14 protein-coding genes are annotated in these 15,240 nt (G+C 50.4%); 7 read left to right on the top strand and 7 right to left on the bottom strand.

Annotation, left to right across the window (positions count from 1 at the left end):
- The first annotated feature begins 10 nt into the window (after positions 1-10).
- Genes AJ81_RS10350 through hisS form a run of 5 tightly spaced genes read left to right on the top strand, consistent with a single transcriptional unit; the run spans position 11 to position 4,704 of the window.
- Positions 11-565 (top strand): RNA polymerase sigma factor, encoded by a 555-nt coding sequence (locus tag AJ81_RS10350; RefSeq protein ID WP_031502780.1) that lies wholly within the window; start codon positions 11-13, stop codon positions 563-565.
- A complete protein-coding gene (locus tag AJ81_RS10345) occupies positions 562-915 on the top strand; it encodes a hypothetical protein (RefSeq protein ID WP_031502778.1) in 354 nt (117 codons plus the stop codon). The genes AJ81_RS10350 and AJ81_RS10345 overlap by 4 nt, the downstream gene beginning before the upstream one ends.
- A gap of 22 nt (positions 916-937) precedes the next feature.
- Positions 938-1,756, top strand: coding sequence for a hypothetical protein (locus AJ81_RS10340; protein ID WP_031502776.1), 819 nt, complete (start codon positions 938-940; stop codon positions 1,754-1,756).
- A 10-nt stretch (positions 1,757-1,766) separates the two neighbouring features.
- Complete coding sequence (locus AJ81_RS10335; protein WP_031502775.1) at positions 1,767-3,416, top strand: radical SAM protein; 1,650 nt, start codon at positions 1,767-1,769, stop codon at positions 3,414-3,416.
- Between the two features lie 22 nt (positions 3,417-3,438).
- Entirely contained in the window at positions 3,439-4,704 is a 1,266-nt protein-coding gene (hisS, locus tag AJ81_RS10330) for a histidine--tRNA ligase (protein WP_031502774.1), read from the top strand.
- Between the two features lie 88 nt (positions 4,705-4,792).
- Here the strand turns inward: hisS and glyA are convergent, their stop codons facing one another.
- Genes glyA through AJ81_RS10310 form a run of 4 tightly spaced genes read right to left on the bottom strand, consistent with a single transcriptional unit; the run spans position 4,793 to position 9,522 of the window.
- Positions 4,793-6,067 carry a serine hydroxymethyltransferase gene (glyA, locus tag AJ81_RS10325; RefSeq protein ID WP_031502772.1) on the bottom strand — a complete coding sequence of 425 codons (1,275 nt, stop codon included), beginning with the start codon at positions 6,065-6,067 and terminating at the stop codon, positions 4,793-4,795.
- A 3-nt stretch (positions 6,068-6,070) separates the two neighbouring features.
- Positions 6,071-7,465, bottom strand: coding sequence for a cysteine--tRNA ligase (gene cysS / locus AJ81_RS10320; protein WP_031502770.1), 1,395 nt, complete (start codon positions 7,463-7,465; stop codon positions 6,071-6,073).
- Entirely contained in the window at positions 7,465-8,883 is a 1,419-nt protein-coding gene (gene gltX, locus AJ81_RS10315) for a glutamate--tRNA ligase (RefSeq protein WP_031502768.1), read from the bottom strand. The genes cysS and gltX overlap by 1 nt, the downstream gene beginning before the upstream one ends.
- 12 nt (positions 8,884-8,895) lie before the next feature.
- On the bottom strand, positions 8,896-9,522 hold the full coding sequence (locus AJ81_RS10310; protein WP_051368910.1) for an N-glycosylase/DNA lyase: 627 nt from the start codon (positions 9,520-9,522) through the stop codon (positions 8,896-8,898).
- Between the two features lie 71 nt (positions 9,523-9,593).
- On the opposite strand from AJ81_RS10310, the gene AJ81_RS10305 reads away from it, so the two are divergent.
- Entirely contained in the window at positions 9,594-10,019 is a 426-nt protein-coding gene (locus tag AJ81_RS10305) for a Fur family transcriptional regulator (RefSeq protein ID WP_051368913.1), read from the top strand.
- Here AJ81_RS10305 and infB read toward each other — a convergent pair.
- Positions 10,003-12,024 (bottom strand): translation initiation factor IF-2, encoded by a 2,022-nt coding sequence (gene infB / locus AJ81_RS10300; RefSeq protein ID WP_031502762.1) that lies wholly within the window; start codon positions 12,022-12,024, stop codon positions 10,003-10,005. The genes AJ81_RS10305 and infB overlap by 17 nt on opposite strands.
- Before the next feature lie 120 nt (positions 12,025-12,144).
- Here infB and AJ81_RS10295 point away from each other — a divergent pair, with 120 nt between their 5' ends.
- Positions 12,145-13,149, top strand: coding sequence for an SIS domain-containing protein (locus AJ81_RS10295; RefSeq protein ID WP_031502760.1), 1,005 nt, complete (start codon positions 12,145-12,147; stop codon positions 13,147-13,149).
- On the opposite strand, the gene AJ81_RS10290 is transcribed toward AJ81_RS10295, so the two are convergent.
- Together AJ81_RS10290 and AJ81_RS10285 are read right to left on the bottom strand one after the other, a co-directional pair.
- Entirely contained in the window at positions 13,133-14,422 is a 1,290-nt protein-coding gene (locus AJ81_RS10290; RefSeq protein ID WP_231845427.1) for a B12-binding domain-containing radical SAM protein, read from the bottom strand. The genes AJ81_RS10295 and AJ81_RS10290 overlap by 17 nt on opposite strands.
- Before the next feature lie 41 nt (positions 14,423-14,463).
- Complete coding sequence (locus AJ81_RS10285) at positions 14,464-15,228, bottom strand: type III pantothenate kinase (protein WP_031502756.1); 765 nt, start codon at positions 15,226-15,228, stop codon at positions 14,464-14,466.
- Between the last annotated feature and the right edge of the window lie 12 nt (positions 15,229-15,240).

Raw genomic sequence — 15,240 nt, 5'->3', positions numbered from 1 at the left:
GAGGAAGAGGATGCGTGACGAAGAACTCGTCGAGGGACTGAGACACGGGGATGAGAGAGCATTCAGAATTCTCTATAGAGAATATGCCGGCAAGATCGGTTCCATAGCGAGGTCGTACCTTGGCTCAGACGATGTCGACGACGTGGTACAAGATGTGATGTTGAGAATCTTCAAGAGTATAAGGAAATTCAAAGGGGATTCCAAGCTGTCGACGTGGATATACAGAATCGCTGTGAACGTGTGCAAGGATTATCTGGCGAAGTACAAAAGAAGGAGCGAAATTTTGACGGATTTCACCGAAGATGAGGAACATCCGAGTCAGCATCCTGTTTCAGAGATCGATACGGAGGAGACCGTCACGGGAGAGCTGGAATACGAGAGGATCATGGATGCGCTGGAAAAGTTGTCACCCGAAGACAGGCTGTTGATAAAGTTGCGCGACGTCGATGGTTTGAGCTACGAAGAGATAAGCAAAATCGTGTCTAAACCTATCGGAAGTGTCAAGAGCAGTTTGCATTATGCGAGAAAGAGGTTGAAGAGATTGCTGGAGGAGGCTCGCGAATGAGCGAGGACAGGTTCAACGGTTTCCTCGACGGTGAGTTTGACGATGAAGTCCTGGACGAGAAAACGAAGAACGATATCAAACTCTACTCTGAAGCTTTGAAGGTCTTTCGAATGAGGTACGACTACAGACCGAGTGCAAAGCTCGAAGAAAAGATCATCCACAGATTCATGAAACCTCGAAGAATCCTCTGGGAAGTCGCAATGGGTGTCGCCGTGGTTGCAGCCGCGTTTTACATCACTTTCAACCTTGTCCCAAGACGGAACGTCGAACCCATGGTGCAAGAGAGTAAGGTTGTATCGGAAGTTTTTGACTATCTGAGCCTGGTCAAACTGGTGGGAGACGGATTTTGAAGGTCCAGGAGAGTACGTGTAGATGAGAAGAACTTTGTTCCTCGCAGCAATAGTTTTGGTAACGAGCTTAGTTCTCGCACAATCGTTCATTGAACTCTATTTGAACTCGTCCTACTTCGGTAGAAGGATCGTCGTTGAGAAAGGCCCAACGAACAAGACACGAGTCGAGATGGTTTACAGGTGGCCAAACGACAAGATCGTACACGTTCTTGACCCGGTCTTCTTGGTTTGGGCAAGGCGATCTGGCCTCTTCGTCATGGGACAACCCAACAACTATCGTAACTCGCCTCTGGAGATACTCGACCTTGAGGATCTGTTCATCAAACAACTGAGAGAGCAAGGCATCACGAAGCTGGAGAAAGTCGACAAGAAGTATAAGATCACCGTGGATTCTCCTTCAGGTTTGTTCACCGCGTTCATCACCCAAGAGGGTCTTCCAGAGAAAATTGTCAGAGTCTTCAACAACGTCACGACAGAACTGGTTTACGAGCACGTGGAAGTCCTCAAGGAGAGTTTCGAAGAGGTCGCGCAACGTTACGGAATCAAATCCGCAGAGGAGACGGTTAACCTTCCAAACGAAATAAAGTTGATCCTGAGCACTGTCAACTGGTACACGGTTTCGCGGTTGCAGATCGGTGGCGAACAAGTCGTCATGATCATCGCAAACCACAAATCTGGATCGGTGATAAAGATGGTGTGCTCATCGAAAGATGTGACGGTGAACATTGAACAGAACGAACAACTCCTCAGGATCAAAGGAAAGGATTACTATCTGTACATCATAGCTCAGGACCAATCTGTCCTCGAACAGGTGAAGTCCCTTCTCACCAAGGAGAGATGAAACAAAGAGGATGCGGGCGTTGATAGTTGACGGATACGTCGATGAGCCAGCCGCGCTCGGCGTTCCTCCCTACGTCAGTCATTACGTTCGATACGCTGCAGGCGTGCTGATGATGAAAAACTACTTCGTTGACTATCTCACGATAGATCAGCTGCGAAGGCTTCCTGACCTCAGCAGCTTGAAGGATTACGATTTGATCCTCGTTGTGGGTGGAGTCGCAGTGCCTGGAAAATACGTCGGAGGCGAGCCAATCAGACCTGACGAAGTGGAGAAGATCTTCGCGAGCTGTTCTTCATCATGTTTGCGCATCCTCGCCGGTCCTTTCGCTCGCTTTCAAGCGGTTCAGGGCGGAACGTTCGCGAAGCTAAGGACTCTGAATGCGGACGTCCGCCTCGGGCCCGATTTGACCGTCGAACTCTACAATCTTCTCTTCAATGCTGAAAGGCCTCGAAACGATTGGGAATTGGTGAAACAGGCGAGCCTCTTTGGCGCTTCCGTTATCAAGCAGCACCCTCGCTATCCAAACATCATCTGTGAGATTGAGCTATCCAGAGGTTGTGAAAGGCGCACGCACTGCTTTTTTTGCATAGAGCCGGTCTTTTATCCCCATTTCACTTCGAGGCCTGTAGACCACGTCGTTGAGGAAGTCAGAGAGCTGCACAGGCAGGGTTGCAGGGCTTTCAGGTTCGGCCGTTCTGCCAACGTTCTGGCCTACTGCTCGGACAAGAACGATGGAAAGCCAATCCCACAAGTTTTTGAAGAACTGTACGAAGGTGTGCGGAACGCGTGTCCAGAATTGGAAGTTCTCCATCACGACAACGCGAACCCGATGTACATCGTTCAACACGAAAGAGAGTGCGTGAAGATACTGGAAACGATAGTCAAGTGGAACACACCGGCAGACGTACTCTCTTTCGGTGTGGAGAGCTTCGACGTGAACGTTCTGAGAAAGAACAACATCGCGGTGGAACCAGAAAAGGTCTTGAGGGCGATAGAGATCGTCAACCAGATAGGAAAGGTCAGAGTGGATGGAGTTCCGAAGTTGCTTCCGGGTTTGAATTTGCTTTACGGCCTGATTGGTGAGACGAAACAGACTTACGAAGAGAACTTAAAGTGGCTCAGGATGATCCTCGAACGGGATTTGCTCGTCAGAAGGATAAACATCAGACAGGTCATCGTGGAGCCGGGTACGCCACTCTGGAGATACGCACAGCTCAGAAAACTGAAGGGACCAGATCAGAGGCTTTACAGGACCTACAAAGAGATCATTCGGCGAGAGATAGATATACCCATGTTCAAGCGCGTGGTTCCCGTTGGCAGTGTGTTGAGGAAGGTCTATCCAGAGTTTCGCGAGGGCAAGATCACTTTTGCCCGCCAGCTTGGAACCTATCCGTTTCTCGTTGGAGTAGTTGGAAAGTTCGAGAATCCCATCGATGTAGTCATCGTCGATCACGGACCACGGTCCCTCACCGCGTTGAAATATCCTGTGAATCTGAACAAGGCAAGTTACGAGGAACTGATCCATCTACCGGGAATTGGTGAAAAGAGGGCGAGCAGGATAATTCTATCTCGACCAATCGAAAACCTGGAGCGTTTGAAAAGTATCCTCGAAGACAACGAAGTTTTTGAAATGCTTCGTAGAATTGTCGTCGTGTTATGATGAACGGAGGAGGGAGCAGGGTTTGAAGTACGAACGGATCAAGGGAACGCAGGATATCTATGGCGATGAAGTGAATTATTGGTACTTCATTGAAGAAAACGCGCGCACTGTTGCGAATCTTTACGGTTACGAAGAGATCAGAACACCGATCATAGAACCCACGGAGCTGTTCGTGAGGAGTGTGGGTGAGGAGACGGACATTGTGCAGAAAGAAATGTACACCTTCACGGACAAAGGAGGTCGGAGCATCACGCTTAGACCCGAGGGTACAGCACCTACGGTGCGCGCGTTCATAGAGAATTCCATGATCAACGAAGGTTTACCTCAGAGGTTCTTCTACATAGGACCCATGTTCCGATACGAAAGACCTCAGGCAGGACGCCTCAGACAGTTCCATCAGTTTGGCGTCGAACTCATAGGTTCCGCACACGCATCGGCGGACGTCGAGGTACTGTTGATAGCCAAGCACTTTCTCGACAGGATAGGTGTTCGTGATTACATGGTGCATCTCAACTCCATAGGCTGTCCAAAGTGCAGGCCGATCTACAAACAGAAGTTGAAGGAGTACTACGAATCGCACGTGGATCTACTGTGTGATGATTGCGAGAGGCGCTTGAACACGAACGTTCTCAGACTCTTAGACTGTAAAATCGACGCACATCTCGCTGAAAAGGCCCCCAAGTCTTTCGAGTTCCTCTGCGACGAGTGTCGATCGCATTACGAGGAGCTGAAACAGAAGCTCACGGAACTGCATTTCGATTTTGTCGAAGACGGCACACTCGTGAGGGGGTTGGATTACTACACGAGAACCGTGTTCGAGATAAGACACAGGGAACTGGGAGCGCAGAACACGATCCTCGCGGGCGGCAGGTACGACGGTCTGTTCTCAGAGCTCGGAGGTCAGGCTATACCGGCGCTCGGTTTCGCCAGTGGAATAGAAAGGCTCGTCTTGACACTCAAGAGTCAGGGAACAAATGTTCCACGTAGGGAAAGGTGTTTCGCGTACGTTGCCAGCCTTGGGCTCAAAGCGTCGATCGAGGCTTTCAAGATAGCTGAGGAGTTGAGGAAGAAAGGAGTACCCGTCATCAACGAGGTGAACGACAGAAAACTCACGGCGCAGTTGAAGCATGCAAACAAAATCGGAGCGAAGGTGGTCATTATCCTCGGCGATGAAGAGCTTTCGCGCTCGGTCGCTCACGTCAAGTTACTCGAAAGCTTCACACAAGTAGAGGTCAGTCTCGACGTGGTGGTGGATTACGTTCTGGAACTCTTCAGCTCTCGTTCGTGAGAGAAATCTCGCAGACAGAATTGAACACGGCGATAAAGCTGGATAAGAATGCGAGGCCCCAGGAATGGGGCCTCTTTTCGAAGGTTGCTTAAAAGTTTATCTTGTTCACATACAGGGGAAATCTCTCACACAACTGTTTGACCTCCATCTGAACTTCGCTCTGCACATGATCTGGTATTGTACCTTCTTCGTCCGTGATGCTCGCCAGAACTCTGTATATGAGTCGTGCTATTTGCTTCATCTCCGCTTCGGTCATACCTCTTGTCGTGACTGCCGGTGTGCCAACACGTATGCCGCTGGCCACAAAAGGAGAACGCGTCTCGTTTGGAATCGTGTTCTTGTTCACAGTAATTCCGCATTTTTCGAGCGCTTTTTCTGCCGCCTTTCCGGTCACGTTCAGTGGGGTCAAGTCGACCAACATCAGATGCGTGTCCGTTCCACCCGACACGATTCTCAGACCCATTCTGGACAATTCTTCAGCGAGCGCCTTCGCGTTCGCCACGATCTGCTTCTGATACTCCACGAACCCCGGGCTCAGCGCTTCTTTGAAGCACACGGCCTTCGCCGCAATCACATGCATGAGCGGACCACCCTGAGTGCCGGGGAAGACCCACTTGTTTATCTGTTTGTACAGCTCTGGATCGTTCGTCAGTATGAGGCCCCCTCTGGGTCCTCTGAGCGTCTTGTGTGTTGTCGAGGTCACTATGTGTGCGTAGTCCGCAGGATTCGGGTACAGGCCCGCGGCGACCAAACCTGCGAAGTGCGCCATGTCCACGATCAGATACGCGCCGACCTCGTCGGCGATCTCTCGGAACTTTTTGAAGTCTATTATCCGTGAATAAGCACTTCCTCCGGCCACGATGATCTTGGGTTTGTGTTCGAGAGCCAGCTTTCTCACTGCGTCGTAGTCTATTATCTCGGTCTCTGGATCCACGCCGTACTGGACCACTTTGAAAAGTTTTCCTGAAAAATTGACGTTTGCCCCGTGGGTTAAGTGTCCACCGTGGGAGAGGCTCATGCCCATGAGCACATCCCCCGGTTCGGCGACGGCCAGATATGCAGCCATGTTCGCCTGCGAGCCGGAATGCGGCTGAACGTTGGCGTACTTCACCTTGAAGAGTTGTTTGACCCTTTCTCTGGCAAGTTCCTCTGCCTTATCGACCCATTCGCAACCGCCGTAGTAACGTTTGCCTGGATAACCTTCTGCGTACTTGTTGGTCAGAACGCTGCCCATGGCCTCCATGACCGCAGGAGAAACGAAGTTCTCCGAGGCGATCAGCTCGAGCCCGTATTCCTGTCTCTTCAGTTCGTTCACGATCACTTCGTACACTTCTGGATCCACGAGCTTCACGTGTTCCCACATCACTCATACCTCCCCGTGGAAAGAATACGTGGAGCCTTCGCGTGTATCGCGCACCTCGATTCCGAGTGACTTCAACCTGTTTCTGATCGAGTCGGCGAGATCGTACAATTTTCTTTCCCTCAACTCTTTTCGCACGTCAAGGATCAGACGCAACAGCGGATCGACATCTGTCTCTTCGGACCGTGTTCCTGCTTCGAACAGTCCCAGTACCGGACAAAACTCTCTTCGGAGCAAGTGGTATGCCCTCAGCGCACCTTCTTCGTTGCTTTCGTCCATGAATCTGTTCAGAAATCCTACGAGTTCGAAGATCTGTGCGATCGCTTCAGGCGTGTTGAAATCGTTGTCCAACGCTTCGATGAATTTCTGTCTTTGCTCGTTCATCCAGGGCTCGTTCTTTGGTACGGGGATTAAGGAGAATTTCGATTCGAAGCGCTTGAAAGTTTCGAGAACCCTCCTGGCCGCCTTCGCGTTCGCCTCGAGCGACTCTATGGAGAAATCGATGGGACTCCTGTAATGCTTGGACAAAAAATAAAGCTTCAAGCCATCGGCGCCGAACTTCTTCAAGGCTTCTCTGAGCACGAATATGTTGCCTAAGGATTTGCTCATCTTGTCACCTGAAATACGCACCAGAGCGTTGTGGAGCCAGTATCTCACGAATGGTTTTCCTGTCAATGCTTCACTCTGTGCTTTCTCGTTTTCATGATGAGGAAAGATGAGATCCTCTCCTCCAGCGTGGATATCGAGTGTGGAACCGAGAAGTTTCGTGGACATGATGGTACACTCGATGTGCCAACCCGGTCTTCCCTTTCCCCATGGACTGTTCCAGGCAGGTTCCTTGGGTTTGGCCGCCTTCCACAACGCGAAATCCAGTGCGAATCTCTTCTTTTCACTCACTTCGACCCTCGCACCAGCGATCATCTCATCCAAACTCCTGTGTGAAAGCTCTCCGTACTTTGGAAAGCTCTTCACATCGAAGTACACATCGCCATCCACGACGTACGCGTGTCCTTTTCTTATCAACTGCTCTATGGCGTCGATGATCTCAGGCACGAAGTCCGACGTCTTTGGAGTGAAATTCGCCGCTCTGATGCCAAGCGCGCTCGCGTCCCTCCAGTACTCTTGAATGAAGGTCTCTGCAACTTCCTCAAAGTCGACTCCCCATTCGTTGGCACGGTTTATGATCTTGTCATCGATGTCCGTGAAGTTCTGAACCATTATCACGCGATAGTTCCTGTACTCGAAATACCTCCTGAGGGCATCGAAGACGATCATGGGCCTCGCGTTGCCCACATGTATGAGTCCGTACACCGTCGGACCACACACGTACATTCGCACGACGTTGGGTTCGAGAGGTTCGAACTTCTCGAGCCGCCCCGTAAGTGTGTTTTTCAGAAACATCATCCTACCCCCAGTGCCTTTTTGATCCTCGCCACCGTTTCGGTTGGCCCAAGCAGCGTCACGATATCTATCAATTCAGGCCCCTCGCTCTTTCCCGTCAAGGCTTTCCTCAAGCTCATATAAAACTCTTTTGCATTCAGTTTCAAACCTTTAATCACTTCACGGAACACGTTGACCAATCCTTCTTTGGTCAGTTCAACCGCCTGTTCGAGCCTCGTTGCACACTCAAGCAAGCCTCCTCGGATCGCTTCATCGGCCTGTAACGTAACCTCAGGTCTGACGAAGAAAAAGTCCGCAAGGTCCGTGAATTCTTCGAGTGTGTGCATGCGATCCCTGACACACAAAAATACGTTCTCGAGCCATTCTTTGCTCGTGCAGGACCATCCCCTCAATTCTATGTATGGGATGAGTAATTCCACGATCCTTCTGGCGTCCGCCTTCCTTATGTAGTATCCGTTCATCCATCTGAGCTTTCCGGGATCGAATATGGCAGGATTCTTGCTCACACGGTCTATGGAGAACTTCTCGATCATCTCCTCCATCGACATGATCTCCTGAGCGTCAGGTGGCGACCAGCCGAGCAGAGCCAGATAATTCACCACCGCTTCCGGTAAATATCCTCTGGCCCTGAACTCTTCTACAGATGTGGCACCGTGACGTTTGCTGAGCTTCTTACCGTCTGGGCCGAGGATCATCGACACGTGACCTATCTGTGGAGGCTCAACACCGAAGGCCTCGTAAATCGCGAGCTGTTTGACCGTGTTTGGTAAATGATCGTCCCCTCTTATCACGTGTGTGATCTTCATGAGCATATCATCGACTACGCATGCGAAATTGTACGTTGGCATGCCATTGCTTCTTAGGAGAGCAAAATCTCCGACGGAGCCTTCGGTGAACACGACTTGACCCTTTATCAAATCGTTGTGAACGATCGTTTTCCTCGGCATCGAGAAATAGATGGCCGGTTCCAAACCTTTTTCTTCGTATTCTCTGATCCTCTCTCTTGTGGCAAACCGATCGAACATCTCGCGAGTGTAGTGTGGTGGCAAGTTTTTGCTCAGCAACTCTTTCCTGAGCTGTTCGATCTCTTCGGGGTACGCATAGACCCTGTACGCTTTGTTCTCTTTCACCAGTTTTTCGGCGTACTCTCTGTATATGTGGAGCCTTTCGCTCTGTCTGTAAGGACCGAAAGGTCCTCCAATGTCTGGTCCTTCGTCCCACTGAATTTTCAACCAGCGAAGCGAGTCCATCAATTTTTCCTCGAAGATTCGTTCTGAGCGCGCTATGTCCGTGTCCTCGATCCTCAGAACGAAGGTGCCGTTGAAATGCCTTGCAAACAGATGGTTGAACAGGGCCGTTCTTGCCCCTCCAACGTGCAGAAAGCCTGTGGGACTCGGTGCGAATCTGACTCTCACCATCGATCTTTCCTCCTATTTTTCAACGGTCTTCTTGACGAAGTACCAAAGGTACAGATCGAACTTTCCCGGTGGTTCTCCGAAGTATCGAGCTTCTTCTTTCAGCAAGGCTTCCAGACTCAGATATCTCTGTTTCGTGAGTGATTGCGGTATCGAATCGATTAAACCATAGTTTCTCATCAGAGAGAGTACGTGTCTGTCCAGTATCGCAAGATCCTCAACACCGACGTTCCTCAAAAAATGACTTGCCTCCTTGTAACCGATGCCGAGCACGTTCTTCACCAACCATTCTCGCGCGTCGGTTGGAGGTAACGAGAGCAGAGTTTTCAAACGATACACAACCCATCTGTTTTTGACTATGTACGAAGCACGGGCCTTCGGGTAACGATGGTGCAAACGCACCAACGACTCGGTCAGTTCTTCCTCACTCATCTTCATGAAGCCATCGACGCCGATCAACTGTTGCGCCTCCATGCCACCTCTGGCGCTCCAGTTCGCCGTGAGTATGCAGAAGCACAGCTCGCTGTACAGTTCTTCATTGGTTCCATTCTCGCCGAGCTCTTTGAACTGCCTGAAGCGTTCTTCAACGAGCGGTGCCGCCTCTTGCCTGATACTTTCAACGGCCTGGGCCAACCTAATCACAGAGCACCTCCGGTTAGATTATACATGCAAAAAGTTGGTGAAAGTGTTATAATTTTGTAGGAGGTTGACGGATGACAACAAGTCAAATTGCTGATATGCTCAGATCCAAAGGTCTAAAGGTCACGCCGCAGAGGGTTGAGATCATAAGGTTTCTTCAGACACACAGAACTCATCCCACCGCACAGCAGATATACGAACATGTGTTGCGCAAGGTCGGGAGCGTCTCTTTCACAACGATATACAACACCGTTCGTGTGCTCGAACAGATGGGACAGGTCAGAAAGATTCCCATCATTGAGACTGGCGCCATTTACGATATCGACACCTCTGACCACGGGCACTTCGTCTGCGAAGTGTGTGGGAGCGTCTACGACATAAGTTACGAAGTCTCGTTCCAAATTCTGGGACAGGTGAAGCGAACGGAACTCGTTGTCTATGGAGTCTGCGAAAAGTGCGCTGGAAAAGACTCAGCGACAGATATCAAAGCACCCTCTTGATCTCCTTGAGCTGGTAGAATTCCAGTTCATCGCCCTGTTGGAAATCTGCTCTGCTTTTGAACTTTATACCGCACTCTTGCGGTGCTTCTACTTGGCTGACGTCCTCTTTGAAGTGTTTGAGGGTCTCTATTTCGTCTGTGAACAACAGCATACCGTTTCTGTACACTTTGACTTTGCTGTCGCGGGTCGCTTTACCTTCCAGTAACTGTACTCCTGCGACTTTGCCAACTTTCTTTATGTCGAAGACCTTCTTGATCTCGCCACGGCCTATGAGTTCCTCCACGATCTGTGGTTTGAGCATACCTTCCAAGGAGAGCTTCAGGCTGTCGATCAGATCGTATATGATCTCGTAAGTTTTCACCTGGATGGCTTCTGTTTCGGCCACTTTTCTCGCCTGTGGTTCGACCTTCACCCTGAAGCCAATCACAATGCCATCACAGGTGGAAGCGAGCATGATGTCACTCTCTGTCACGGGTCCCACCCCGGCGTGCACGACGTTAACTTTTATTTCATCCGATTTCAGAGATTCAACCGCACTCTGAGCCGCACTCAGTGAGCCTAACGTGTCAGCCTTCAGAATGAGGTTCAGTTCTTTCTTCTCCTTCTCTTCCATCATCTTCAAAAGCTCTTCAAGCGTCATTCTCCGTTTTGAGCGCCTTTCTTTCTCGATACGAGCCTTTATCTCCTCGCTCACCTCTCGGGCAGTTTCGAGGTCCTCAACAGCATAGATCGCGTATCGCAAATTCGGTAATTCTTCGAAACCAACGATCATCACAGGTTGCGATGGTTCAGCATATTTTATGTGCTTGCCCTTGTCGTCGATCAACGTCCGGACTTTTGCGTAGATGGGTCCTGCGACAACGTAATCGCCGACTTTCAGGATTCCATCCTTCACGATCACGTTCGCGACCGGCCCGAGACCCCGTTCGATCTTCGATTCTATAACGACACACCTGGCAGGACCTTTGGGATAACACTTTATCTCTTTCATCTCCGCGACCAAAAGTATCATCTCGAGAAGCTCGTCTATACCCTGCCCCGTCCTTGCGGATATGGGTACGACGATCGTATCACCACCCCAATCCTCGGGGATGAGGTTCAACTTCGACACCAGTTGTTGCTTCGTCGCTTCGATGTTCGCATTGGGTTTGTCTATCTTGTTTATGGCAACAATGACCGGCACGTTCGCAGCCTTCGCATGGTTGTACGCCTCAATGGTTTGGGGCATCACACCATCGTCTGCGGCCACGACCAGTACTACGATGTCTGTTGCCTGAGCACCCCTGGCCCTCATCTCCGTGAACAGTTCGTGGCCGGGCGTGTCTATGAAGGTGATCTTCTTGCCGTTGTAGCTGATCTGATATGCGCCTATCGACTGGGTTATGCCACCAGCTTCTTGTTCTGCCACCCGAGTCTTCCGTATTTTGTCCAGCAACGTCGTTTTTCCATGGTCCACGTGTCCCATCACGGTAACGACCGGAGGCCTTGACACCAGCTCGCCCGCATGCTTGGTGTAGAGTTCCTCAAAATATTTCTCGATCTGTTGAAGCTTGCTCATCTGCTCTTCTACATGCTCCGTCTTCGTTTCCTGTTGCAGCCTCAGCTTGTATCCGTACATCTTCGCGATCTCTCTGGCTGTTCTCTCGTCCAGTTTTTGATTTGGCTTGAGCACAATGCCTTTCATGAACATGTCCTGAATGACTTTGTTCAATGGAACTCCTATCTTCAGAGCGAGTGTGTTGACCTGGAGTTCGTCCGGCGCGACAAGGACCTCTTCCCTTACTTCATCTTCAATCTCTTCCTCTTTCTTGGGTTTGGCGGCGGGTTTGGACTTTTCTACGTCCTCCTCTTCCTCAAAGAGTTCGAGCAAGAGTTTGACGGTCTCTTCGTCTATGTAACTCATATGATTCTTGATATCGAGTCCAAGCTCCTCGAGCTCCTGCAGAAGATCTTTTGTGGGCATGTTCAGTTTTTTCGCAAGTTCGTACACTCTCAATCTCGGCATACACATCACCCCTTCGAACCGCATATATTTTACACAACTTGTATGCCTTTTTGCTGAACTGATTTTGAAGTGATGTGTTATAAATTGGTAGGACATAGTAACAAGGGAGGTTCGATGTAGATGTCAATTTTTGCACAGGATTGCTCGGAACAACCAAGGGCCGTTCGTGAGCTGATCGTACACGCAGAGGAGACGAAGAGAAAAGCGGATCTTTTCAAACCGGTCAGTCTTTTGATCTTGGGAATGGGAGCTTCGTACTACGCAGGATTGTACGCCACGGTGTACGCCAACGAATCTGGCTTCAACTGTAGGTGTGAGGAACTTTCGGAAGTGCTGTGGTACTGGGATGAAAAGAATTTTGATTTGTACGATACCATCGCGTTGGTTTCTCAGTCTGGTGAGACAGTGGAGCTGAGAAAGCTCATCGAAAAGTATCCAAAGATCAGGAAAAAATCCATCCTCGTCACGAACAACCAATCCAGCTCCGTTGCGAAAGCCTTGAGTCAGGACAGAGTCTTTCTGATACACGCCGGGCAGGAACGCGCCATGGGCTCAACCAAGACTTTCGTCAACAGCATTTTGACCTTGCTCCTCATCACATCACGATGGGCGGGACGTTCTCTGAGCTTCGAAGGTTTGGACGAGCATTTGGAGTATGCGCTTGAACTGGAGATCCGAGACTATGTGGAGAGTGTGGCTGCAAACGGACAGCTTGTTCTGGTCGGACGAGGTTTTTCAGTGCCGATCCTGCGCATGGCACAGCTCACGCTTGCAGAAGTTGCCAGACTCAACAGTTCCTGGTACAGTGGTGGAGGCTTTCGTCATGGTGCCATGGAGCTGTTGATCGGTGGTGCAACTGCGACGCTTGTTCATCTTGAGGGAAGAACTGAACGCGTTGTTGGCAAGATGCTGAAAGATCTTTCGGATCTCGAAAGAGTGTGGGCGATCACCAACGTTCGAGAGGACTCAAAAAGAACGATCCAGTTGAAGTCTGGCCTTCCTGAAGAACTCGCCGCAATACCAATCATCGTCGTTTTCCAGAAGCTCGCGGACCAGCTCGCTCAAAAGAGGGGTTACCCGAGTGGGGTTGGTATGATCGCGACGAAGGTCACGAGCGAAGAGTAGAAGTTCTTCCGTGAGCCAGGTCCTTGAGCCGTTGTACGGTCGCAACATCCATACCGGCTTTCCACCAGTAAGGTAAAACGGTGTTGTTCAACAGAAAAGGATCGACGTCGGCTGGCAGCATGCCGGCGCTCGTCAATTCGAGCCAGTCTGTCGTGTTTGGAATCGGTGTGTACTCGTTCAGAGAGATCGATATGCCCGCTTTTCTACAGGTTTCGATGGCGTTCATCACATCCTGCTCGGTTTGTCCCGGCATGTTCACCATGATGTACGCCTGGATTTCGCTGGATGTGAAACCGACGGACCTGAGCATTTGGGCTGCCCTGAGGATGTCTTCGTCTTGGACCTTGCCACCCGTTTTGTTCTGAAGAGGACCGGAGGTTTCGTAACCGAGTTTGATCGTAACGAAGTTCGCCTGCTTGAGCAACCAGGCAAGCTCTTCGTCTATCAATCTTGCGTGAATGCCGTTGGGAAGATGATACCTGACACCGAGATTTGCACGGATAAGCTTTCTCAATAGAGGTTTGAAGTGGTTTTCCTTGTCTATCAGGGCGGCATCGTCGAAGAACACGACGTCTTTCACGTTGAAGATGTGAACGTATTTTCGAATCATTCTCAATATTCGCTCATGATCCCGGTATACCCACTTTCCGTACAGCTTGGGCGTCAGACAGTAACTGCAGTTGTACACACACCCAAGCGACGTGAAGAAAACCAAATAACCCAGCCTGTCGTACAGCTCGTAGGCAGGATCGAACCTTTCGAACCAGTCGCTGAGATCATCATCAAAGCTCTCTCCAAAAAGATCAGAAAGCAGAGTGTTCAGCTGCGACAGATCCGCGCTGTAGACGATGTTCGCTCCACTGTGGAGTCTCGCATGATCCGGATAGATTCGTGCGTACACGCCACCGAGAACCACAAGTGCATTCGGAAACACCCGCTTAATCACTTCTATCGTCTGGCGAACCCCCGGCCACCAGTAGGTCATGGAAGACGTGACGAAGAAGGCGTCGGGCTTTTCGATTCCTTTCAACTCATGAATGAAGAACTCCTCGGGCGCGCCGTAACGTTTGTACTTCCTCGGAACGAACGACAGTTGCGGTGGTTTGGAGATTTCAACGGTGTGAAATTTCCCCGTGCCGTACTGCTTGTCAGGTTTGGGCTTAACAAAGGAAGCGATCTTCGGATCGTGCCTGTTGAGAAGATCGATTAAGGTCACGTCGAATCCGTAGTGTAAAAGCACGGATCCGACGTACAGCAGTCCAACGGGCTTCAACCAGAAATCGTACGCCGCAAAGTCACATATCCAGGGATTTATCAGAACGATCTTCTTTTTACTTGCCAGAATTTGAACATCCCCCTCAACGTCAGATCAGGATCGAGATGATCATGCTCCACGAGCTTCTCCAAAACCTTGCTCTGACCACCCGTGAGGAACACCATTGGAGGTGTATCGTAAATGGTCTTCATTTCCTTGATCAGACCGTTCAGTGCGTAAGCGGTACCTTTCACGATGCCTATCCTGATGTTCTCGGAAGTATCTTTGCCCACGCAGTTTGTCGGCACGTGGAGATCGACTTGAGGAAGCTTCGCAGTCTTTTCGAACAGGCTGTAGGCCGCGGTCATCAGTCCTGGCATTATCACTCCACCTTCGTAGTTTCCATCCTTCAAAACATCTATCGTGATGGCAGTTCCAGCATCTATCACCAATGCGTCGGGATGGTCGAACACAACGGCGAAGACGTTCGCCACCCTGTCCGCACCTATCTCAGAAGGATTCTTCACGTTCCATTTCACCATCGACGAGTTCACTGCTTCCACCCACGTGCACTCGATGCTGAAGTACTTCTCAACCAGTCTCTGAAAAACGTAGTTCAGAGACGGTACGACCGAAGCGATCACGGCACCTTCGAAGTGTGGTATCGTTCCAAACAGTTTTTCGAGTAAAATGGATGCGACGGCGAATATCTCGTCCTCCGTTCCCGATCGTTGCGTGGAGAACCTCCACTTGTGGAATGTCACACCGTCGTCGGTAACGCCCAGCACAGTTTGCGTGTTTCCAATGTCGAACAGGATGACCATCGCTCCACCTCC

It is taken from the genome of Pseudothermotoga hypogea DSM 11164 = NBRC 106472, from assembly GCF_000816145.1.
Lineage (GTDB): Bacteria > Thermotogota > Thermotogae > Thermotogales > DSM-5069 > Pseudothermotoga_A > Pseudothermotoga_A hypogea.
Note: the sequence above shows the minus strand (reverse complement) of the source record. Positions and strands in the feature narration are given on the sequence as shown.

What these genes read in the sequence shown, in the direction of transcription:
- AJ81_RS10350 (WP_031502780.1), top strand. Translation starts at nt 11, where the DNA reads ATGCGTGACGAAGAACTCGTCGAGGGACTGAGACACGGGGATGAGAGA.
- AJ81_RS10345 (WP_031502778.1), top strand. Translation starts at nt 562, where the DNA reads ATGAGCGAGGACAGGTTCAACGGTTTCCTCGACGGTGAGTTTGACGAT.
- AJ81_RS10340 (WP_031502776.1), top strand. Translation starts at nt 938, where the DNA reads ATGAGAAGAACTTTGTTCCTCGCAGCAATAGTTTTGGTAACGAGCTTA.
- AJ81_RS10335 (WP_031502775.1), top strand. Translation starts at nt 1,767, where the DNA reads ATGCGGGCGTTGATAGTTGACGGATACGTCGATGAGCCAGCCGCGCTC.
- glyA (WP_031502772.1), bottom strand. Translation starts at nt 6,067, where the DNA reads ATGTGGGAACACGTGAAGCTCGTGGATCCAGAAGTGTACGAAGTGATC.
- cysS (WP_031502770.1), bottom strand. Translation starts at nt 7,465, where the DNA reads ATGTTTCTGAAAAACACACTTACGGGGCGGCTCGAGAAGTTCGAACCT.
- gltX (WP_031502768.1), bottom strand. Translation starts at nt 8,883, where the DNA reads ATGGTGAGAGTCAGATTCGCACCGAGTCCCACAGGCTTTCTGCACGTT.
- AJ81_RS10305 (WP_051368913.1), top strand. Translation starts at nt 9,594, where the DNA reads ATGACAACAAGTCAAATTGCTGATATGCTCAGATCCAAAGGTCTAAAG.
- infB (WP_031502762.1), bottom strand. Translation starts at nt 12,024, where the DNA reads ATGCCGAGATTGAGAGTGTACGAACTTGCGAAAAAACTGAACATGCCC.
- AJ81_RS10295 (WP_031502760.1), top strand. Translation starts at nt 12,145, where the DNA reads ATGTCAATTTTTGCACAGGATTGCTCGGAACAACCAAGGGCCGTTCGT.
- AJ81_RS10285 (WP_031502756.1), bottom strand. Translation starts at nt 15,228, where the DNA reads ATGGTCATCCTGTTCGACATTGGAAACACGCAAACTGTGCTGGGCGTT.